This window comes from Allobacillus halotolerans (genome assembly GCF_018967645.1).
Taxonomy (GTDB): Bacteria; Bacillota; Bacilli; order Bacillales; family Alkalibacillaceae; genus Allobacillus; species Allobacillus halotolerans.
Genome location: NZ_JAHLZF010000028.1, coordinates 1 through 23,230, shown reverse-complemented (window position 1 = coordinate 23,230; position 23,230 = coordinate 1). Strand labels below are relative to the sequence as shown.

The window sequence follows — 23,230 nt, the reverse complement described above, 5'->3', positions numbered from 1 at the left end:
TATTTGTTGGTTACTTATCACATTAGAGGAAGGTTCTACTTTTTTCAATGTTCACCACAACTTATAGTGATGAACCAGAATTAACTATATTTAACACTATTTGTAAACCAAAAGGAGTTTCCCCCCCTATGCCAACAAAAGAACAACAAATTCTAAAAACTTATTTCGGTTATGAATCGTTTCCTCCGGGTCAGGGAGAGACGATAGGCTGATCTTGTTTTATTTGGGATCGTTCTTTATCTTTGAATTTTCTGCATACATAGTTGACTTCCCTTCATCATTATGCTAAATTCAACCGTAATTTAAGTGTCACTTAAAAACATTTCATGAACACTGTAATTAGGAGAAGCAGATACTATGAACACAATCGGTAAAAATCTAAGACAATTGAGGAAAGAGCACGGGATGACGCTTAAGGAAGTATCCGATAAAACGGAGTTGTCGATAAGTTTTATATCTCAAGTGGAAACGAATAAAAGCTCCATCACAATTGAGTCGTTGATGAAAATAGCTGAGGTATTCCACGTAACGCCGAGCTACTTTTTTGAACGGGAACAACCAGTTACTCTTAAAAAGAACATCGCCATACATAAGCAAGCAACTTCGGCAAAAGCAAAGAATATAGCATTCAATTACAATGATTTGTCTGGTGACTTTCCAAACCGTTCTTTGGCGCCATCGATGATTCATTTGGAACCGCGTAAAGAAAGTGCTAAGCCAATGCCACATAGCGGAGAGGAATTTATTTATGTATTGGATGGTGTATTGACGATCAAATTTGATGAGGAGTCCATCGATATCCATCCAGGTGAGAGTATTCATATGAAATCAAGCGTGCCACATAATTGGATGAATTTTACGGAACAGACAGTTACATTTGTACACGTTAGTGCTTAGTTTAGAAGGGGGGAATAGGAATGGATCGCAACACAGTGGATTGGAAAGGGTATATCCCAGCCATTACGACGCCGTTTCTTGAAAATGGTGAAGTTGATTGGGAAGGCTGGGAAGAGTTACTTCATTGGTTAGTTGATGAAGGAATGCACGGTCTGTTGGTAAACGGGACGACGGGTGAATGGTTCAGTCAGTCGGTTGAGGAACAAAAGGAGTTGTTCCGTACAGCCTCAAAGCATGTGAATAACAGGATTCCTGTCATTGTCGGGTGTACTGCGTATACGGCAGACCAAGTTGTCGATTTGGCAAAGACCGCTTCAGAAGTGAATGTATCTGGCATTTTAGTCGCGCCGCCTCCATATGTCGTGCCGAATGAAGAAGAGGTTTTTGCGTATTATGAGGAAATTAGTGACCGGGTCGATTTGCCGATTTGTATTTATAATTGGCCTCGTGGGACGAATGTCGATCTGTCAGTTGATTTGCTTACGAGATTGGCGAAGCTAGACAAGGTTGTAGCAGTGAAAAATTCAACGCCTGATTTTGGGCATTTTATTAAAGCTTTTTATGCGGTAAAAGATGAGATCAGATACTTCGGTTTCCCGATGAATGATATTGGCTATGAGTATGTGAAAAATCTTGGTGGTGATGGCACGATGGGGGCCGGCGCAATTTTAGGTCGGGTTCATCCAGATTTCTATAACTATTTGTGGGAAGGAAATAAAGAAGAAGCTTTAAAGAATGGGCGAAAGGATGCCTTTTTGTTCAGTCAATTTTTTAACTCGGATTTTTCGGCGAAGTATGGTTCACCGCAAAGTATTACGAAAGAAGCGCTTAATTTACGAGGTCTCCCAGGTGGGTATCCTAGAAAGCCGATTTTGCCATTGACGGAGCAGGAGAAAGAATTCGTCAAGGTGACGTTAGATGAAGTTGAAGGAATCTAAACGATGAAGATGACAAGTGATGTTGTTGTCATTGGTGGCGGACTGGTTGGCTGTGCGACAGCTTATTACCTATCGAAGGAAAATAAGTCTGTGACGTTGGTCGAGCGTGGGCAAATCAACCGTCAGGCTTCCGGTCAAAACGCTGGGAGTTTGCATTTTCAATTAGAGCATCGTCTAATCCTTCATTGGCAAGAGCTTGAGAATGAATTGAAAGAGTTGATTCCTTTATCAAAGGACTCGGAAAAGATGTGGGCGAATGTAGAGGATGAATTAGACGCCAAGCTTGATGTAGTGCAGCATGGTGGATTTATGATTGCTGAAACGGATGAGGAAGTCGAATTACTGAAAAAAAAATATGAGTTAGAGAAAAAATATGGTTTAGATACAGAATTGATGACAAGGGATGAAGTGAGGGAAATTGCTCCTTACATAACGCAATCGTTTAAAATGGCCAGTTTTTGCCCGATGGAAGGGCACGCGAATCCGAGACATGTCATTCCGCAATTCGCAAAGCGGGCGACGGAGAATGGAGCATCCATTTTAACCGAAACGAGTGTGACGAGTCTGACACAGTATGGGGATCTATGGGAAGTTGGATTAAATCACGAGGATACGATTATTACGGATAATGTCGTTATTGCATCCGGAGCTTGGGCACAAGAGGTCGGTTATATGGCTGGACTCCATATTCCGATTTTTCCAGTTCCGCTGTTAATGAATATTACAGAGCGTGTGAAACCTACGATCCATCATTTGATCCAGCATATCGGTCGTCGGATTTCGATGAAACAAGTTGAGGATGGAAACATCTTGATTGGTGGTGGATGGCCAACTCAATTTCAACAAACGAACGGCAAGGTCGATTTTGACCGATCACCAAAGATCTTAAATCATTTTGTGAAAGAAAACGTAAAAATTGCAGCTCACTTGGTTCCGGAAGTACAAAACTTTCGATTGTTGCGCTCGTGGCCAGGGGTGACGGGTGTCACGGCTGATCAGTTACCGCTTATAGGCGAATTTCCCGAACGGAAAGGGTTGTTTATTGCAGGTGGTGGTTCAGGGTTCACTTATGGACCGTTGTACGGAAAGATATTGACGGATTTGATTGTGCACGGAAAAACGGATTACTCAATTGATGCGTTCAGTCCAAAGAAATTTTCACATTTAAATATGTTTATGCTGTGAAATGGAAGTGATTAGGTGAAGCAAATGAAAGAGAATCATAAAGAGTTAATTGAACTGTTCATCGATGGCGAAAAAACTACAATAATAAAAGGACAATCGCTCGCAACGGTTCTCATGCAACAAAAATGTCTTGCGTTTAGTGAGTTGGAAGCCGGAGTCAAACGGGCGCCGATGTGTAATATGGGCGTTTGTTATGAATGTTCCGTTCAGGTGAAAGGTCAAGGTACAGTCAGAAGTTGTATGACTAAAGCAGAAGACGGGATGGAAGTGTTCACGACAGGCGTAGAGGACGTTATGGAAAGCGAGCCGTTTGTTGATTCGGTTGGGAATTCGGTCGGAAAACAAAATGAAAAAATCTATGATGTCGTGATTATTGGAGGCGGCCCTTCTGGTTTAGGGGCACTTGATGAGTTAGTGACAAGCGATTTGCAAGTAGCTGTGATTGATGAACAAGACTTGCCTGGAGGACAAATTTATCGTCAGCCACCAAGGGAATTCAATGTACCTGGAAAATGTGAGAAATTCGTTTTCAAGCATGAACATCATCCTCACGTGGATTGGTATATGAATCGATCTGTCTTGGGTATCGAACAACAAACGGTGTGGAATCATGAACACCGTGAATCGGAAGACATTTTCGAGCTTCATATTAGTAATGAAAAATCGATTCGAGCAAAACAGGTCATTTTGAGTGCCGGGGCTTACGATCGTTTATTGACGATTCCAGGTTGGCATTTACCGGGCGTGATGGCAGCAGGAGCTCTTCAAGTTTTTGCGAAATCACAACGATTTGTTCCTGGTGATGAAATTGTACTTGCTGGTACGCATCCTTTTTTGTTCATTGCCGCGGTGGAAATCATTCAGTCAGGTGGCAATGTCACATCCATTTATCTTTCTCAACATGTTCCTAATATCAAAGAGCTTTTGGGCTTTTCTGTTCAAGGGATGAAACAAATCGGCAAAGCACAGGAGTTGCTCCGCGCCTATCGAATGATTCAAAAAGCGGATGTAGACGTTCATCTCGGGTTCGTTCCGTCCTCCATTACAGGGGATGAAACGAAGAAAACTGTTCAATTTTCCAAGTTGTCAGCGGATGGTAGATCTATCGATTTCAGTGAAAATCTTTATGTGAACTGTGATGTGCTTGGCATGAATTTCGGTTTCAATGCGTCGTCTGAGTTGGCTCGACAGGCCGGTTGCGACATGGAATATCTGTTTGAAGATGGCGGCTGGGTCGCAAAGCATTCGGAGGAGATGGAGTCGTCGGTCAGTTCGTTATTTGTTACGGGTGAAATGACAGGCATTGGTGGCGCTGAGCTCGCTGAACTTGAAGGGAGGATCGCCGGGCTGGCCGTCCTTCGTAAACATGGGGAGTCGGTTGAACAGCGGTTCAATAAATATTAACGGATGAAACGAAAAGCAGAAACGTTTTCAAGCATGTTAAATGAACAGACAACGTTAAGCCAAGAAGTCATGTTTCAGTTATTGAACCAAGAGGACACGTATTTGTGTAAATGTGAACGGGTCAAGACCGATACGTTGAATCAAGCATTCGCTGAGTTGCCTTCGTTATCGTCACTCAATTCGTTGAAGTTGTATACACGCTGTGGAATGGGCCTTTGCCAAGGAAGATATTGTGAACATTCTTTACGAACGTGGTTTGAAAAACAAACCGGCCAACTGCTTTCAACGGAACCATTCAATACGAGACAGCCGGTCAAACCAGTATTGATCAAGGACTTTATTTCCAAGTAAGTCCTTTTTTTACACTGTGCTATGTCTGAATAGTTTGAATCGAAATGTATTTTGTCAAAAATTTTATATGTCAGATTGGCATTGTTTGAGATACTGAGACGAGTTGAAAGGGGGAGGTTGCTTGGAACATTCATTGTTCGATGATTATTTGAACCAGTTGAAGCAATTGATTCAGATGGACAGTGTCAAATCAAAGCCACAGCAGGATGCACCTTACGGGGAAGGCGTGAAGGAGGCTTTTTCTTTTGTCCGTAAGCTTGCGGAGTCTTTTGGGTTTCACGTTCATGAACTCGATCAGAAAGTGTTGATGATCGACTATGATACAAGACAATCTGAAGAGTATATCGGCATCTTTTCGCATATTGATGTGGTGACGGTGGATGGTGCCGACCGTTGGATTCAGCCACCTTTCTCAGGTGAGATTCAAGATGGGCGGATGTATGGCCGGGGCACACTGGATAACAAGGGTCCGACATTGGCTGTATTGTATGCGATGAAACGCTTAAAAGATCAAGGGTTTAACCCACAAAAAGGCATTCGTCTAGTTATCGGCGGTGATGAAGAGAGTGGAATGGATTGTCTGGCAACGTATAAACAACACATGCCTGCACCGGTTTTTGGTTTTACGCCAGATGCTTATTTTCCTGTGACGATTAAAGAACAGGGGATTATGCCATTTGAAGTGAAGCTTCCGATTCGTGGGGATTCTTGTTTGCAGGTGGTTTCGGTGGGATTCAGCAAAAATGTTAAGCCGCAGTCAGGGAGTTATACACTTGGCATAGATGATATGAAAATGATGGAAGGATTACATGCGGTACAGAAGGTTGAAGAAATTGGGAGCGGACAAGTGAAAGTAGATGTGTTGGAGGAAGATAGTGAGGCGATTGCTAGCATTGTCGATCACTTGTTGACGATCTGCGGAGATGCGGAGCAGGAAACGAAATATAGTCTTATGAGGATTAAAACTTTACTGTTGGATGAGAGCGGCAAGGCGTTAGGTATCAATTGTGAAGATGATGATGGGAAATTGAGCATGAAAGCGACACGTCTGTATACGGAAGAAGATGGATTGACGGTGACATTGGATTTGCGTTATCCAGCTTCATTACAGGAAGAGGTCATGGCGGAAAAACTGGCTACGGCCATGAAGCAATATGCGTTGACGTATCAGTTGGACCAAGCGAAAGCTCCTGTGAATTTTGATGTGGACCACCCGATGATCAAGAAGCTATTAACTGTTTATGAGGAATGCACGGGTCGCAATGAAAACCCGAAAGCCATCTCGGGTGGTACCTATGCACGCATTTATCCGGATCGTGTCATTGCTTTCGGCGCGGTTTATCCAGATGAGCCAGTGACAGCCCACCAAACGAATGAAAATGTACCGCTTTATATGATGAAGGATTGGTTAGTCATCTATGAAGAGGCGATCCGGTCGCTCAGTCAATAAAATGCTTCATCAATGGAATGATAGATAAATAGATAATTCAATAACGCCCATTGAGAGTCGTTATTAAATTGAATAGGAGTGTGGATGATGATAAAACGAGAACAATCGATTTTACCGTTAAGCAAAAGAGAAGCTGTTCAGGATGAATGGTTACATACACGACTCAATGACGTATTGAAGGAATCGATGCAAGAAAGCGAGATTCATACATGGCTAACAATCAGTAAGGAGTATAATGAAGATCCGTTGACCGCCACCTTTACACCTTCGAAGCATGATGATACCCGGAGAATTGGTATGTGTCTGTTTCATTTGGATGACCAACAGCAATTACACCGGTACTGGATTGGACTTCCGATTCCGACAATCGATCAATATTATACGTGTGTTTGGGACCGTCAGAAACAAACGGAATGGGAATGTTTGAATGATTTATTGAATCAATTGGACCCAGAACATATTGCGATTAACCGTTCAAAACATGTCCCTGTATCTGATGGGTTATCGGCGAGCCTTTATGATGTATTGTTGGAAAACATAGATTCTCGTTTTCATGATAAGTTCATCAGCTCAGAGAAAGCTTCGGTGCATTGGTTCCTAAAAAGAAGCAAAGAAGAAATGACGGTCTATCCTTACTTGACTGATCTAACGACAGAAATCTGTCGTACAGCGTTATCCAATGAAGTCATCGTTCCAGGTGTAACAACTTGTGAAGATGTCGTCGATTGGTTACGACAGAAAGTTATGGACCTAGGACTGAAAACGTCGTTTTATCCGACGATTGATGTACAACGTAAAGGCGCACCGGTCGATCGCTTGTCTGGTACCGTGATTAAAAATGGTGATATCGTCCATATTGATTTTGGGATCACTTATTTAGGCATTTCTACAGACATGCAGCAGCTCGGCTATGTACTTTATCCAAATGAAACGGATGCGCCGGACGGATTGAAGAATCTGTTGGAACAAGGAATGACGTTCGCTTCGATCGCATTGAATGAATTTGTAGTCGGTGAAACCGGAAACGACATTTTTGAACGTGCGATTGAAGTGGCTAAAGCTCAAGAACTTCAACCAATGCTTTACTCACATCCAATCGGTTACCATTGTCATGAAGCGGGCCCAACGATTGGTTTGTATGATCGCCAAGAACGCATTCCGCAAAGAGGCGACTACAAAATCATAAATGATTCTGCATATGCCCTCGAATTTAATGTGAAAGGTTATGTGCCTGAGTGGGAGCAAGAGACATACGTATATTTAGAACAACCGATTGCTGTAGCAGATGGACAGGCATATTACTTAAGTCCAATGCAAGAAAACTTTTATTTAATTCGATAGATTATTTAAAGACGAACAATCATATGAGTAAAGTAGGCACTGACTTCGGTCGGTGCTTTTTTTATGTGCGATGAGGAGCTGCGTGGAATGTTGAAGCTTTGTGAACTAACACTGAAGGAATACGAATTAACCCTGAAGGAACGCAAAATAACACTGAAGCCATGCGAATGAACCCTGAAGCTCCGTAAAATAACACTGAAGAAAACCAAATTAAGACTGAATCCGTACGAATCAACGTTGAAGGGTTTCAATTTATCAATCGGTAAATTTATTTATCTTGCTTGTAAAAAGCTTTACATCAATATTCGAAATATTCAGCTATACTGATGTCAATCGATTCGGTAAAACAGGGATGAATGATCGGTTTGCCAACAGAAAGGAGTTGAGTTTGATGAATTTGGATTCTTCATTAAAACAAGAAGCCATTCAATTTTTACAGCAACTCATTCAAATGAATACGAGCTATGATGCGTTGAAGGAAAAGCCAGCTTTGACTTTTATTCAATCGGTGGCTGAAAAAGAGGGATTGTTCACTCGTTTTACGGCAACGGCAACGGACCGTGGTAATTTGGAAATTATGTTGTCGGCCAGAGAGTCACCTGTCATTTTCTTGTTATCTCATATTGATGTGGTTCCAGCGAAAGAAGAAGCGTGGTCGGTTCCTCCGTTTTCCGGCGAGATAAAAGATAATTACATATGGGGTAGAGGAACCATTGATACAAAGCAGTTGACGGCGATCCACTTATTTACATTAATCGCGTTGAAACGTCAAGGGATTGAAAAGCCAATTAAGATGATTGTGACATCGGATGAAGAGCGGGGAAGTGAGTTTGGTTTGCTTCCTTATCTATCCGCAACAAATGATTCGTTTGAAGGAAAAATTGTCTTCAATGAAGGCGGTGGTTTTCCATTAGTGATAGAAAATCTTCCGTTTCATTTAGTTGAACTAGGCCAAAAAGGTGTGGCGCGCATTGAGCTTAATTTTTACAAACAAAAAGGATCGAATCCATATTTGCCAGACCATCAAGCGTTACATGACTTGACGAAGATACTCAAGCGGTTAAAGCAATTATCCGGTCGCGAATCGATGCCGGAAATGGTTAAGCAGATGTTTGAACGGATTGCACAAGAAACGGACAAGACTTTTGATGTGAACAAAGCAGAAGACTTTATCGAAGAAGAGCTTCCAGCTTCACTTGGCCGTTTGATGAAAGCGATGACTCAAACGACGTTTTCACCGACGAATTGGGTCCAAGCAAACACAAAAGATGGCAACACATCTCTCGCATTCCAACTTACGATTGATTGTAGAATGTTGCCTAGTGTAACGGAAGAAGAACTCACGGAGTGGCTGGATGATGCATTAAAAGAAACTGACATAACGTATCGGCTTTTATCCTTTTCACAGGGGTACGAATCAAATTTGAAACCGCAACAAATGGAACAAATCGAGACGGTACTAAATCAAGATTTACCGGGACATAAAGTCATTCCTTATTTGTCGATTGGAAGCAGTGACGGGCGACACGTCGCTCCAATGGGTGCCAATGTCTTAGGATACTGTCCAACGGATCGAGATATGCCTTTTAATGAAGTCATTCAGATGGTACATGGAGTGGATGAACGAATTAGCATCCGGTCGTTTCAAATAGGGTTATCTCAGATGATTAAGCTAGTTCAAAAGTTCAGTTGAGGAGTGAAGACATGCAATTAGGAGATTCAATGATTACGCAAGAAAAGTTAGCACAAGCGGTCCAACTAATGCAGGAAAATAATATCGATACATGGCTCATTTTGACGAGGGAAGGTACAGACCCATCGAGTCCTTTGTTGATCAGTGTTCGGTCCGTCCATTTAGCGGCTGTTTTTATCCGATCGAATGGTGAACATGTCGTTTTGACATCTGCCAGTGATTATGGAAGCTACAAAGATACCGGTTTATTTAGTGAAGTCAGGCAATATGAAGCATCTGTCGATGAGGCATTTTTGGAGTTATACAATGAATTGGATATTCAGAAAATGGCTTTGAATATATCTGAGTCCGATCATTTATGTGATGGCCTGACAGCGGGTCTCTATCAATGGCTCAGTGAAGTGATTGGAGAAGAAACACTCACCGATGTCGAAGTCAGCAGTGAACCGATGTTAAAACAAATACGAAGTAAGAAGTCCCCTGAAGAAATGAAACTAATTAAGCAAGCAGTTCATTTAACAGATGAAGTGTATGCGGCTGTATTTAAACAAGTAAAAGCAGGTATGACCGAAATTGAAATGGGTCAGCTGTTTGTAAAAGAAATGAAAGCAAGGGGCGTCTCAAATGGACTTGGAAATGCATTCGATCCGCCGATGGTTTGTGCAGTCAGTCACGGTTTGTCACACCGGAAGCCATCTGATTATGTCGTAAAGCCAGGCGATATCGTGATATTTGATTTCAGTTTGAAGTATAAAAATTATGTTTCAGATATTGCACGGACGATTTATTTCCTAAAGCCTGATGAGGAAGAAGCGCCTAAAGATGTCGAGCGTGCATTTCAGACGGCCGTCAAAGCTATTCATACAACAATTGAGCAAATGAAGCCTGGCATGAAAGGGCATGAGGTTGACTCGATAGGTCGAAAGGTTATTGAAGAAGCGGGTTATCCGACAATCAAGCACTCGGTCGGCCACCAAGTCGGAAGAGACACACATGATGGCGGAACGATTTTAGGACCGGTCAAAACACCAAGACGTCCAGAGGTAGAAGGTGTTCTGCAAGTTGGCGAAGTGTATGCGATCGAACCGACTGTCATACAAGATGATGGACTACCGTGTATTTTAGTGGAAGAGAATGTTGTGTTGACAGAGGAAGGTGCTGAAATTCTTAGTCAATCACAAAAAGAGTTGGTGTTAATTCCGTCTTAGGAAGGTGAGAAACATGGATGTGAAAAAGTTGTTTCAAAAGCTTACACAAGCTGAAACCATCAATGCAAACGGTAATGAAATCAAAGGATTGGAAATCCTCGGCGACTATTTGACTGAATATGATCTTTCCTATCACATTTACTATAGCGAGGAAAAGCGCCCGAATTTTGTTTCTACTTTGGAGGCAACTGTTCCTGAACAAGATGCTTTGCCGCCGCTTGTCTTACTTTCGCATATGGATGTTGTTTCCGTGAACGAGAAGGAATGGACGTATCCGCCATTCTCTGCGATGGAAGTGGATGAGTGCATTTGGGGACGAGGCACTTTGGATACGAAACAATTAACAGCGATGCATGCCAATGCGTTCATCGAAGCAGCTCAATTGAACGAACGTAATCGGAAAATTCATTTCGTTGTAACGGCTGATGAAGAAAATGGCAGTCAAGAAGGAATGGCCTTTTTGAGCCGAAATTTTCCAGAGATTTTCACTCAAACAACTGTCTTAAGTGAAGGTGGCGGGTTTTTGATTGAAGATCATGAAAAGAATTATCCGTATATGCTTTATGCTACCGCTGAAAAAGGATCTGCCATCATTCGGTTGGAAGCTGAAGGCGATGGTGGCCATGCAGCAGCGCCTCCAGACGATATGCTTGTTTTGAAATTAGCAGAAAATGCCGAGCGGTTGATCCGCACGCCAGAAGGTGATGGCCAGCAACCTTACGTCCAACAGTTTGAGAATGAATTAAAACCATTGATGGAAAAAGAAAGTGAACAAGGTACATTTGCTGCAAATTTACTTGAATACATGAAACGTCCTACTTTTACGATTCAGTCGATTGAGGTTGGCGAGGGTCCATTGAACGTCCTTCCATCCAAAGGGGCAATAACAATCGACTTGCGAATTTTACCTGAAATGACTGAAGCGGACGTTTGGCATTTTATAGAGATGTGTGAATTGGATGAAGACCTGAACGTAGAGATCATTACGTTTGAACCGGGTTACTTAAGTACTCACCAAAATGAAATAATCGAGCTGTTCGAACAAAAAAGTAAACAGATGGGCCTTGATTTCAAATGGCTCGGCTTTACGGCATTAGGTCGAACAGACGGACGTTTTATAGCCGACCAGAAAAGCGATATTTTTGGATTGTCACCAACATTGACGACTTTTACAGAAGTGTTGAAACGTGTACATCAAGTGGATGAACGAATCGAAGTGGAATCATTTCGCTTCGGTGTCGAACTGATGTCGAGCGTTATTAATGCATACGTAAATAATAGTGAGAAGGTGTAAAAAATGTATGAAACACAACGGGAAAAGATGGATCAAGCTATTGAGTTTTTGAAGGAAGAGCAAATTGATGTGTGGTTAATTTATACAAGTGAATCGAGTGATCCTTGTTTGCCATTGGTGACAGGTGTGAAAACAGTCGGGCCAGGTGCATTCATCTTCACCAAAGAAGATGAAAAGGTAGCGATTGTCAGCTCTATTGATGCACAAGATGTGGAAGAATCAGGTTTGTTTAACGAGGTTATTAAATATACGTCCGGATTGAGCGAGCCGTTACAGGCATTTATCCGTCAGGTGAATCCAAGTAAAATCGCTTTGAATAAGTCGAAAAATGAACACTTGGCCGATGGTTTAACGGAGGGGCGTTTCCGTTGGATTAAAGACAATCTACAATCGGTTTTCCAAGGAGAATACGTATCGTCAGAGCCTTTTCTATCAAAGTTGAGAAGCGTGAAGACCGATACGGAGATTAAACGCGTGAAGAAGGCAATCGATCTGACCTTAGAAATCTATGAAAACATATTCAAACAGTTGAAGGCAGGCATGTCCGAAAAAGAGATGGGGCAATTGTTTGTTGAAGAACTGGAAAAGAGATCGTTGGTTAATGGAATCGACCGGAAGCTGTCGATGCCAGTCGTGATGAAAGACCGAATTGCTCATCGAGGACCGAGCGACCGAAAAGTCGAAAAAGGTGATTTAGTCATTTTTGATTTCAGCGTATTTTATGAAGGCTATAACTCTGACATCGCCCGCACTGTGTATTTCTTGAAAGATGGTGAAACAAAAGCGCCAGAAAAAATTCAACAAACATTTGATGCGATTCATGAAGCGATCACATTGGCAGGTGAAACCATGAAACCGGGAATGAAAGGTCATGAAGTCGACCACGTTGCACGGCAGCACCTCGTTCAAAAAGGATATCCTGAAATCGAACATGCAACAGGGCACCAAGTCGGAAGAGAAGTCCATGACGGTGGTGGCATCCTCGGACCGACATGGGAACGTTATGGCGATGCGCCATATGTACCCATTGAAAAGGGGAATATATTCACCCTTGAGCCGACGGTATTTTTACGAGACGAAGGTATTCACTTTATCGTTGAAGAAAATGTCATCGTCACTGAAACAGGAATTGACTATTTATCGAAAAGACAGGATGAGCTCATTTTAATTTAGTAATCACAAAAGGAGTTAATGAAATGAAAAAATACGAAGGAATTATTGTTGGTGCCGGAATTATCGGAGTTTCGATTGCGTTCCACCTTACGAAGCTCGGCTATAAAAATCTATTAATCATCGATAAAGGTGGCGTGGCATCAGGCGTTACGGGAATTTGCCCAGGCGGAATTCGCCAGCAATGGGGAACGGAAATCAATTGTAAAATGGCCAAGGCTGCCACTGAGTTTTATGAACATATCAATACACATTTGGAGCCTGAAGAAACAATTGGGTACCAATCTGTCGGATACATGTACACATTCCATACGGAAGAGGCGATTAACAATTATCGCAAACAAAAAGACCTGCAAAATGAATTGGGAATTCCGACTGAGTTTCTAACACCAAACGAAGTCGAAAAAATCATTCCTGGAATCAACAAGGACGACTTTGCCTTAGCTTCTTATTGTGCCACAGATGGTTTCGTTGATGATGCGTATCACGTCACGAATGCATTTGCCGATGCGGCCAAACGTGCAGGAGCTCAAGTCGTGAATGATGAAGTGGAGGAAATCCTTCTAGAAGGTTCTGAAGTGACTGGCGTTCGGACGAAAAAAAGAGGCGAACTTTCTGCTGACTTTGTCGTGAATGCAGCCGGTTTAGGATCTAAAGAATTAGCCGCTTCAATAGGCGTTGATTTACCGATTGAGTATGAAAAAAGAAGAATTCTCTATACGAAACGAATCGAACAGAGATTGATCGAGCCGTTATTGATTTCATTTGAAAAAGGATTTGCGGCAAAGCAATTGTCCGACGGTGTCATTTATATGAGTTATCTCGGTGCAAACCCAGGCACCCTCAGCTCCTTTGAATTCCAAATGAAAGCGGCAGAGGTTGGCATGGAGTTGTTCCCGCCACTAGAGCAGGTTGAATTCAGTTCTTATACCGATGGAACCTATGACAGTACGCCAGATCACCAAGCTATATTGGGAGATGTTGATGAGTTATCGAATTACTACCAAGCCGTTGGGATGAGTGGTCATGGATTCATGATGGCACCAATCATCGGTGAGACCGTGGCAGACTTGATTGCCGGGAAGCAACCTCGAATAGATATTTCGTCTTTACATCTGAATCGATTCAAAAATAATCAGTTGTTGAATGAACCGAGTGTTGTGTAAAAAGTAAAAGCATGTTCATAGTATCCGAATCAATCTTATAGCTTTTAAATTTCAAAGCAAACGTTCGAAATAAGCTTACTTAATAAGAAAATTTAAAATGGAGGATTTTATCATGAAACAATTTATCGTTGAATTCCCTGAAGGAAATCATGTCGTGAAATATGATTTGTTGTTCGATAAGGCACCGGAGACGTGTGAAGCCTTTTGGAAAGTCATTGAGGAGCCGGTCGAAATCACAGTGAAGCACGCCATGTACACAGGGAAAGAAATTTCCGCTCAGTTGCCGACCAATGAAAAAGTGAAAGAGTTATTGTATAAGCCGAACCCTGAAAATCTTACTTGTTTTCCGTTACCAGGAGATGTCTTGTTTACGTTCATGCCTGAATATGCTTTTGGTGGCGCTCCTGTCCCAATCTATGATATCGGCCTTTTTTACGGTCGCGATGCACGAACATTTTTCCCTATGGGCTGGCTGCCAGGTCATTTGATGGCTCAAGTCAGTTCACAAGAAGACTTAGAAATCTTACAGGCTGTCGGTCAAGAAATCAGTAAAAACGGTCAACAAACGATGGTAATCCGCCGGGCATAGTTGTTGGAAGATTAGCCTTGGATCAATTCGAATAAGCCGTCAATGTCTGTGATGACATAGTATTTATCTTCTTTTTCCAAATAGCCTTGTTCGATGAGGTCTTTTATATGGTTTGCGATCGACACACGGGTGATGCCTAATAAATTGGCCATCTCTTGTTGAGTAAATGTAATGGTCAATTTTATTTTGTTATCACCTATCTTTTTTCCGTATTCTTTCGCCAAATGAACGAATGTATTGCAAACACTGACAAAGGCTTTCGTATAACTGAGTTCCATCGATTGCAGACATAACAGTCGATACTTGTGAGTGATCAGGTCCATCAATTGGTGATGGGATGTAGGATTTTCCATCATATGGGCAATGAATTTTTCTCGTTCAATCCGGACTACTTGGCTTTTGGTGGAAGTGACCGCATTTGTAGCATACTGATTACTGCTGTTCAAGCTGCACTCTCCAAGGAGGCCATTGGTACCAATAATCGCAATCGCTTTTTCTTCACCCTCAAGTGAAAGCAGGGTTAAGCGGATTCGTCCTTTTTCGACGACAAATATGTAGTTGGAGCTTTCATTTTGATGGAAAATCGTTTTGTTTTTGTTAATCGTAATCAGTTGACCGAGCTTTTTCACGGATTCCCAATCATATTCAAGATTATCTAACCAAGGATTAACAAAATTCATCATACTATATTCATTTGGAAACATAGTGACCACTCCCGCAATTTAATAGATGAAAGGTTGTATATCATGACAATACTAAATAAACAGTTACCCGTAAATAAAGCAGACTTCCCCTCACTGAATAATCAGTTGATGCTGTCAAGTTGTTCACAAAGCGCTCCGCCTCAAGCCGTTTTTGATGGGTTACAAGCCTATCAAGAGACGTTAATAAACCAAGGGATGAATTGGACTGCTTGGATGGAAAAGGTTGAAAGTGCCAAACGAAAATTCGCCGAGTTAATTAATGCAGATCTAGAAGAAATCGCTGTACTATCAACAGTTTCAGATGCCATTTCATCGGTAATCAATACACTTCCGTTCGATTCGGATGATGAAGTCGTTGTTACCGAACTTGATTTTCCGTGTGTCGGCCAAGTGTTGCAATCGTTGAATCTCAGGGAGAATGTACCTGTCACTTTCATCCCTGAAACAGACCACACCATCGACTCGAAAAGCTTTGAAAAGTATATAACGCCTAAAACGAAGTTGATATGTGTGCCGCATGTTAGTTATTACAACGGGGCTCTTCAGGATTTGGCTTCAATCTCAAGGATCGCGAAAGAAAATGGTTCGCTATTATTTGTAGATGCCTATCAATCCGCAGGCGCTGTCCCGATTGATGTAAAAGAAATGGGTGTCGACATATTGGTTACAGGGATTCAAAAATACTTAATGGGTATTCCTGGCATTACATTTCTTTACATGAAGAAAGAGCTTTCGAGCCAATTGACTCCAGCAGTGACCGGTTGGTTCGGTCAAAGCAATCCATTTGCATTTGATGTGAAAGGCGTTGATTACGCAGATAAAACGAGGCGTTTTAATACCGGTACCCCTTCGATCGTGAACGCTTATGCAGCTGAACAAGCACTCGATTACATTCTGGAGGTCGGCATTTCTGAAATTGAAACTTATTTAAAAGGTCTATCATCGCATGCGCTCACGTATGCCAAAGCGAAAGGATTTACCGTCATGAGTCCACAAGATGTAGAGAAAAAAGCGCCAACAACGGCTATTTATGTAGAAAATGCAAATGAAGTTGAAGAAAAAATGCGAGCAAAAGGTATTATCGTATCGGCGAGAAAGGACGTCATTCGCGTTGCCCCTCATATATATAACACCGAAGACGATATTACTCTAGCAATCGACACATTGGCCGAGGTCGTAAACGAGCAATCGTAAATAAGGAATGTTTCTTGAATGGAGTTCTCTCCTTTAATCGGAAGAGGGCTCCTTGTCATTATTATACGATAAATTGATTTTTATTGCAGTGGCTTGTCACAAATAAAATGCAGTATCAGCTTCTTTATTCCCATTTACGACTTTTAATGATTCTTAAGAATAACAGAATTTTTGAATTCATATTTTATAAATATTAAAAGTCGTAAAAAATTATACAGAATTGAATTCGGATAAATGGTAAAATTCTATTTACTTTAATAATCTGATTACTTGAGGAGGGGTACAAATGGCTGTACTGAAACAGGAACAGAAAATCAACCTCACTACGAAAAAACAACACCCAAGACTGCGTTCTATGAAAGATTTTTACCGAAAATTAAAACGGAATAAAGCTGCACTTGTAGGTGGTTACTTAATTCTTTTTCTGACGATCGTTTCGTTAATCGGTCCCTATTTTTTATCGAATGGGATTAATGACGTAGATTATACTGCCAGACTTCAACCGCCAAGCGCTGAGTATTGGTTAGGAACAGATCAGCATGGCCGGGATATATTTTCCCGAATTATCTACGGTGGACAGATTACATTGATCGTTGGATTTTTATCTGTTGCACTGGGGGGGATTGTCGGTGTCGCAATAGGGATTGCCTCGGGTTACTACGGCGGGAAAATAGACACAGTCATCATGAGACTGATGGATATTTTACTTGCTTTTCCAGGAATCTTGTTGGCGTTGGCAATTGTAAGTATCTTAGGTCCTGACATCGTGAATGTCATCTATGCCGTAGCCATATACTCCATTCCTTCTTTTGCTCGAATTGCGCGTGGTTCAACGTTGTCGGTCAAAAAATTAGAGTATATTGACGCGGTGAGAGGAATTGGAGCTGGCGATTTTCGAATCTTGGTCCGGCATGTGTTGCCCAACGTCATTTCACCATTGATTGTACAAGCAACGTTATCCATTGCGACCGCTATTTTAACCGCCAGTGGCTTATCCTTCCTAGGTTTAGGGGCTCAGCCGCCTTCACCGGAATGGGGAGCGATGTTGAATGACGGAAGAGGCTATATGCATGATGCGGGTCATATCGCCTTATTCCCTGGACTGGCAATTGTGATTGCTGTACTAGCATTTAATTTATTCGGCGATGGAATCCGTGATGCACTAGACCCGAAATCAAAATAGGTAGGTGAAAATGATGCTGAAATTTATCGTACGTCGATTGCTTCAATTGGTACCTGTATTGATAGGCGTAACGTTTCTTGTGTTTATTATGTTACATATTACACCTGGTGATCCAGCGGAAGTATTAGCCGGTGAAGGAGCAACTGTTGAAACGATTGAAAATATTAATGAGCGTTTGGGGTTGAATGAACCTTTACACCAGCAGTACCTTTCTTTTTTGTCGAACGCAGTTCAATTTGACTTCGGAACTTCGTGGCGAACGGGACGAGAAGTTTCTTCTGAGATAGCACCACGATTTTTTGTGACATTGGAATTAGCGATTTATAGTACGATTTTAAGTGTTTTTCTTGGAGTCATTGCTGGTGTCATATCTGCTGTTAGACGTTATTCACTTACAGATGTGACAATTATGTTAGTTGCCTTGTTTGGACTATCCATGCCGAACTTCTGGTTAGGATTGATGTTGATGCAATGGTTTGCCGTCAAACTCGATTGGTTGCCAGCGACGGGTTGGGGATCGGGTTCCCAAGTCATATTGCCTGTCATCGCTTTAGGAACTGCGGGTGCGGCTATTATCGCGAGGATGACCCGTTCTTCCATGTTGGAAATCATTTCTCAAGACTATATTCGTACAGCTCGCGCGAAAGGTGTTACAGAAAAAGTCGTTATCTATCGACATGCTTTAAGAAATGCCATGATTCCAGTCGTTACAGTGGTTGGCTTGCAGTTCGGATACCTTCTTGGAGGAGCAGTGCTCACAGAAACTGTTTTTGCGATTAATGGACTGGGTCGGTTGGTCGTCGATCGAATTGCTTCCAGAGACTTTCCTGTCATCCAGGCGTCTATTCTGGTAATCGCATCACTATTTGTCTTTGTGAATGTATTGGTGGATATTTCATACCGAATTTTGAATAAACGAATTGATTTAGACTAAAGAGTTGGGGGGATATTGATGGACCATGACAGCATCTTGAAGATAAACGATTTGAAGACCTATTTCAAAATTGACGATCAGAAGGTCGTTAAAGCAGTCGATGGTGTTTCTTTCGAAGTGCCAAAAGGAAAAACGCTAGGCATTGTTGGTGAATCTGGTTCCGGTAAAAGTATTACAGCACTAAGTATCCTTCAATTGTTAGATGAACCCGGAGAAATAGTTGGTGGTGAAATACTATTTAATGGTGATAATTTGATCGAAAAAAGCATTCCGGAAATGAGGAAAATCAGAGGAAATCAGATTTCGATGATTTTCCAGGAGCCGATGACTTCGTTAAATCCCGTGCATACCATTGGGAATCAAATTAGCGAAACAATTGATATTCACCAAAAATTATCGAGAACAGAAAGTAAAAAGAAAACAATTGAACTACTAGAATTAGTGGGCATACCTTCCCCTGAAAAAAGAATCAAGCAATACCCTTTTGAACTATCTGGAGGGATGAGGCAAAGGGTTATGATCGCCATTGCATTGGCGAGTAATCCTGAATTGTTGATAGCGGATGAGCCAACAACAGCTCTGGACGTCACAATCCAGGCTCAGATTTTGGAGCTCATTAAGGACCTACAAGATCAACTCGGCATGTCCGTCATGTTGATCACCCATGATTTGGGTGTCGTTGCAGAAACATGTGATTATGTTGCAGTAATGTATGCAGGCAAGGTTGTTGAATATTCGGATGTAGAAACGCTCTTTGAAGACCCTAAACATCCTTACACAGTTGGGCTTCTCAATTCATTACCGAGACATGACATTAAGCAGGAGGAGCTCACGCCAATCGACGGAATGGTTCCGAGTCCTTTTGAAATGCCTGTCGGATGCCGCTTCGCACCACGCTGTCCTCATGCAACTGACCTATGTAGAGAAAAGCTGCCGAGTTTATGGGAATTGAATAAAGATCAAGAAGTTAGGTGTTGGATCTATACTGAAGAATGGGATGGCGATCAGGAGGTGAAAGTCAGTGACTCACTCAACCTTGCTTAAAGTAAGCGGTCTAAAACAATATTTTCCAATAAAAGGTGGCTTTTTCGGCGGAAAAGTAAATGATGTAAAAGCTGTTGATGATATCAGTTTTGAAGTGAATGAAGGAGAAACCGTTTCTATCGTAGGGGAATCGGGATGCGGAAAATCAACGACAGGGCGTTCCATACTTCGATTTGAAACACCGACAGCAGGAGAAGTTATATTTGATGGCACCAATTTAACGACTGTCAGCAAAAAAGAATTAAAGCAATTAAGAAGTGAATTACAAATTATTTTTCAGGACCCATATGCATCACTGAACCCTCGCCAAACAGTAAGACAAATTTTGTATGAAGCGATTGATATTCAAAAAGTCGTCCCGAAAGGCGAAAGAGAAGATTACTTATTTGAATTGCTGGAATTGGTAGGTATACAGCCGTCCCAAGCGGATCGATTTCCGCATGAGTTTTCGGGTGGTCAAAGGCAACGGATCGGAATTGCTCGGGCGTTGTCCGTTAAACCGAAGTTGATTATATGCGATGAAGCGGTATCGGCCTTAGATGTATCTATTCAAGCACAAGTGTTGAACTTACTTAAAAAGTTGCAGCGGGAGATGGGATTGACGTATCTTTTTATCGCACATGATTTAGGTGTAGTCCGCCATATTTCAGATAAAATCATCGTCATGTATTTAGGAAAGATTGTGGAAATGGGGGATAGTGAGGAAATATTTGAGAACCCTCAACACCCATATACCAAGGCGCTGTTATCTGCCATACCTGTACCAAATCCGAAGAAAAAAAGCCAGCGAATATTATTGAAAGGCGACGTACCTTCACCGATGAATGTTCCTAGTGGATGCCGTTTCCATACGAGATGTCCATTTGCTACAGAATATTGTGCGAAGAAAGTGCCAGAGTTGAGAACACCGAATGATCAAGAGACGGTGAATCATGTTGCAGCCTGTCATTACATGGAGGAAATTGATTTCAGTAGCTTGGAATATAGTAAAAATGTATGATAAAAGGCTCGATATTCCTTCGTAAAACGAAAAGTTGTCTGAATAGGATAAATATATAGAATATTGTTGTTGGTTTGTAAAAATTTTTATAGATTTATGATGTTGCGTGTTCTATATTTAACTTTAATCATAGAAAAATTCTATGAAAAACAATTAGGGGGAGAAAATATGAAAAACACAAAAAGTCTTTTTCTGTTGATGCTTTCAATTGCATTCATGTTTGTGTTAGTGGCATGTGCAGGTGATGGAGATCCTGAAACGACAGAAGCTGATGAAGAAACTACTGATGGTGGTGAAGAAACTTCTTCCGAAGAAAGTGAAAGTGGAGAAGAAACAGCAGAAGATGAAGTCATCATTGCCGTTCCTGCTGAACTATCTTCATTATCTGCTCACGGATCAAATGATGTTCCTTCAGGGAATGTGCGTACAAACATTTATGAAACGCTTGTCAATTTAGATGAAGAAGGAAAACCACAACCAGGTCTTGCGACGGAGTGGGAACAAATTGATGATACGACTTGGCATTTTAAAATCAGAGAAGGTGTTACTTTTCATGATGGAACTGAGCTAGATGCAAATGTTGTCAAAACAAACTTCGATCGCTTGTTGGATCCAGAGATTGCATCTCAAGGAGGATCGGTTGTTGCAGCCATTGAATCCGTTGAGGTAGTCGACGATTATACCTTTGGAGTTAATCTTGAATATGCGTTTGCAGCCATCGTTAACCACCTAGCTCACAATAGCACTGCTATTATGTCTGCAGATATTATTGAGGCAGATTATGAAGGAATGGATAATGGGGATGAAGTCGATCAGTATATTGAAAAGAACCCAGTGGGATCCGGTCCATTCATGTTAGCTAGTAATGATGACTACCTACCGGGTGACCAAATTACGTTAACAAGAAACGAAGACTACTGGGGTGAGATGCCTGAAATCAAAAAAATCACGTTTAGAACAATTCCAGAAACAGATGCTCGCTTAGCTGAGCTGGAAACAGGTAGTGTTCATATAGCTGATGCGATTGAGCCAGACAACGTAGAGCGTGTTTCTAATATGGAAGGTGTTTCTTCTCTTGCGGAGAGCTCGACTTCTTTAAACTTTATTGCTTTTAATACGCAAGTTGAACCATTTGATGATGAACGCGTCAGAAGAGCCATTTCAATGGCCATTGATAAATCTCAAATTATTGATGGAATCTTTGTTGGAACAAGTATTCCAGCAAATGGTCCAATTCCACCAGGTGTATTCGGACATGATCCTAACGCCGAAGCAATTGGTTATGATTTAGAAGAAGCTAAAAGCCTTCTTGCCGAAGCAGGTTACCCTGACGGCTTTGAAGTTTCATTAAAAACGAATAGTGATAATTCACAACGAATGAGCATGGCAACTTATATTGAAAGTGCATTATCCGAACTGAATATTACAGTGAACATTGAAGGAATGGAATTTGGTGCATTTATAGATGATACAGCGGAAGGGCAAACCGAAATGTTTATCCTTGGTTGGTCTACTCCAACAATGGATGCCGACTATTCAACCTATATGTTATTCCATTCAAGTAACCACGGACTTCCTGGAAACATGACGTTCTTTGACGACCCGGAAGTTGATGAAATCCTTGATGAAGCTAGACGTGCTGCTGATGAGGAAGAACGTTTGAAACTCTACTCTGAAGCGACTGAAATGTTGAATCAAAAAGCTCCAATGGTATTCGTTAACCATACAGAATATCTTCTAGGTGTCAGTGACAATGTAGAAGGATTCGGTGTTGCTGCTAACGGATACTACAAGTTTAATGGTGTTTCCCTCAAATAACATAGATGCAAAAGAAAAAGAGAATGTAGGACTTCATTATTGAGATAAGGTTAAACCCTTGTCTCTTTTTTTGCTTTTAAATAAAATGAGTGAAAAAAATCCAAGATAGAATATTAAAATAGTTGTCTATAATACCTATATAATAGTTGATTATTACCAATTCTTTATATATAATTAACCATAATTTAACTTTAGGAGAAATATGCTAAATAATAACTCAAATTTAATAAAATCCCTACTAACCTCGTAGCCAATATCCAGTAACTCATAACAGTACTTGATATTGGCTTTTTTATTTTTCATGTAAAGGCTTTTCTAGCTTGATGTTAATTCTACTATCATATAGTACTGAGTTGTTGAATTGTGGGAAACAGCATCTTCTCAGCGTCTTGTGTGGTTAATGTGAATTAACACTGAAGATCCGAGAATTAACCCTGAAGGAATACAAATCAACACTGAAGATCCGAGAATTAACCCTGAAGGAATACAAATCAACACTGAAGATCCGAGAATTAACCCTGAAGGAATGCAAATTAACGCTGAAGAACCAAGAGTTAACCCTGAAGGAATATCAAATTAACGCTAAGAATGTAAGCGTCAAATAAACCGCACTCTAGTTTGAGTGCGGTTTGTGAGTTAAACTAATATTTGATTTAATTCTTCACTT

20 protein-coding genes are annotated in these 23,230 nt (G+C 41.3%); 19 read left to right on the top strand and 1 reads right to left on the bottom strand.

What is annotated here, in order from left to right; translation table 11 throughout:
* Positions 1–357: 357 nt before the first annotated feature.
* From KQ486_RS13325 to KQ486_RS13265, 13 genes are all read left to right on the top strand, one after another.
* Complete coding sequence (locus KQ486_RS13325) at positions 358–897, top strand: helix-turn-helix domain-containing protein (RefSeq protein WP_216687942.1); 540 nt, start codon at positions 358–360, stop codon at positions 895–897.
* Positions 898–917: 20 nt separating this feature from the next.
* Positions 918–1,835, top strand: a complete 918-nt coding sequence (locus KQ486_RS13320) for a dihydrodipicolinate synthase family protein (protein ID WP_216687941.1) — start codon at positions 918–920, stop codon at positions 1,833–1,835.
* A gap of 3 nt (positions 1,836–1,838) precedes the next feature.
* On the top strand, positions 1,839–3,020 hold the full coding sequence (locus tag KQ486_RS13315; protein ID WP_216687940.1) for an NAD(P)/FAD-dependent oxidoreductase: 1,182 nt from the start codon (positions 1,839–1,841) through the stop codon (positions 3,018–3,020).
* A gap of 24 nt (positions 3,021–3,044) precedes the next feature.
* Positions 3,045–4,424, top strand: a complete 1,380-nt coding sequence (locus KQ486_RS13310; RefSeq protein ID WP_216687939.1) for a 2Fe-2S iron-sulfur cluster-binding protein — start codon at positions 3,045–3,047, stop codon at positions 4,422–4,424.
* 3 nt (positions 4,425–4,427) lie between these two features.
* Positions 4,428–4,775 (top strand): (2Fe-2S)-binding protein, encoded by a 348-nt coding sequence (locus KQ486_RS13305; protein ID WP_216687938.1) that lies wholly within the window; start codon positions 4,428–4,430, stop codon positions 4,773–4,775.
* 121 nt (positions 4,776–4,896) lie between these two features.
* On the top strand, positions 4,897–6,225 hold the full coding sequence (locus KQ486_RS13300) for a Sapep family Mn(2+)-dependent dipeptidase (RefSeq protein WP_216687937.1): 1,329 nt from the start codon (positions 4,897–4,899) through the stop codon (positions 6,223–6,225).
* Between the two features lie 87 nt (positions 6,226–6,312).
* Entirely contained in the window at positions 6,313–7,566 is a 1,254-nt protein-coding gene (locus KQ486_RS13295; protein WP_216687936.1) for a M24 family metallopeptidase, read from the top strand.
* Positions 7,567–7,957: 391 nt separating this feature from the next.
* Complete coding sequence (locus KQ486_RS13290) at positions 7,958–9,259, top strand: M20/M25/M40 family metallo-hydrolase (RefSeq protein WP_216687935.1); 1,302 nt, start codon at positions 7,958–7,960, stop codon at positions 9,257–9,259.
* Positions 9,260–9,270: 11 nt separating this feature from the next.
* Complete coding sequence (locus tag KQ486_RS13285; protein ID WP_216687934.1) at positions 9,271–10,467, top strand: M24 family metallopeptidase; 1,197 nt, start codon at positions 9,271–9,273, stop codon at positions 10,465–10,467.
* Between the two features lie 13 nt (positions 10,468–10,480).
* Positions 10,481–11,761 (top strand): M20/M25/M40 family metallo-hydrolase, encoded by a 1,281-nt coding sequence (locus KQ486_RS13280; RefSeq protein ID WP_216687933.1) that lies wholly within the window; start codon positions 10,481–10,483, stop codon positions 11,759–11,761.
* Between the two features lie 3 nt (positions 11,762–11,764).
* Positions 11,765–12,934, top strand: a complete 1,170-nt coding sequence (locus KQ486_RS13275) for a M24 family metallopeptidase (protein WP_216687932.1) — start codon at positions 11,765–11,767, stop codon at positions 12,932–12,934.
* 23 nt (positions 12,935–12,957) lie between these two features.
* Positions 12,958–14,097, top strand: a complete 1,140-nt coding sequence (locus KQ486_RS13270; protein ID WP_216687931.1) for an NAD(P)/FAD-dependent oxidoreductase — start codon at positions 12,958–12,960, stop codon at positions 14,095–14,097.
* A gap of 112 nt (positions 14,098–14,209) precedes the next feature.
* A complete protein-coding gene (locus KQ486_RS13265; RefSeq protein WP_216687930.1) occupies positions 14,210–14,686 on the top strand; it encodes a DUF3830 family protein in 477 nt (158 codons plus the stop codon).
* A gap of 11 nt (positions 14,687–14,697) precedes the next feature.
* Here KQ486_RS13265 and KQ486_RS13260 read toward each other — a convergent pair whose 3' ends face one another.
* Positions 14,698–15,390: a Crp/Fnr family transcriptional regulator gene (locus KQ486_RS13260; RefSeq protein WP_216687929.1), complete on the bottom strand. Its 693-nt coding sequence runs from the start codon at positions 15,388–15,390 to the stop codon at positions 14,698–14,700.
* 42 nt (positions 15,391–15,432) lie between these two features.
* Between KQ486_RS13260 and KQ486_RS13255 the strand changes: the two genes are divergently transcribed.
* From KQ486_RS13255 to KQ486_RS13230, 6 genes are all read left to right on the top strand, one after another.
* Complete coding sequence (locus KQ486_RS13255) at positions 15,433–16,584, top strand: aminotransferase class V-fold PLP-dependent enzyme (RefSeq protein ID WP_216687928.1); 1,152 nt, start codon at positions 15,433–15,435, stop codon at positions 16,582–16,584.
* A gap of 286 nt (positions 16,585–16,870) precedes the next feature.
* On the top strand, positions 16,871–17,767 hold the full coding sequence (gene nikC, locus KQ486_RS13250) for a nickel transporter permease (RefSeq protein WP_216687927.1): 897 nt from the start codon (positions 16,871–16,873) through the stop codon (positions 17,765–17,767).
* 13 nt (positions 17,768–17,780) lie between these two features.
* On the top strand, positions 17,781–18,701 hold the full coding sequence (locus KQ486_RS13245) for an ABC transporter permease (protein WP_216687926.1): 921 nt from the start codon (positions 17,781–17,783) through the stop codon (positions 18,699–18,701).
* Positions 18,702–18,719: 18 nt separating this feature from the next.
* Positions 18,720–19,745 carry an ABC transporter ATP-binding protein gene (locus KQ486_RS13240; RefSeq protein ID WP_216687925.1) on the top strand — a complete coding sequence of 342 codons (1,026 nt, stop codon included), beginning with the start codon at positions 18,720–18,722 and terminating at the stop codon, positions 19,743–19,745.
* A complete protein-coding gene (locus KQ486_RS13235; RefSeq protein WP_216687924.1) occupies positions 19,723–20,745 on the top strand; it encodes an ABC transporter ATP-binding protein in 1,023 nt (340 codons plus the stop codon). The genes KQ486_RS13240 and KQ486_RS13235 overlap by 23 nt, the downstream gene beginning before the upstream one ends.
* A gap of 168 nt (positions 20,746–20,913) precedes the next feature.
* On the top strand, positions 20,914–22,563 hold the full coding sequence (locus tag KQ486_RS13230; protein WP_216687923.1) for a glutathione ABC transporter substrate-binding protein: 1,650 nt from the start codon (positions 20,914–20,916) through the stop codon (positions 22,561–22,563).
* The last annotated feature ends 667 nt before the right edge of the window (positions 22,564–23,230 follow it).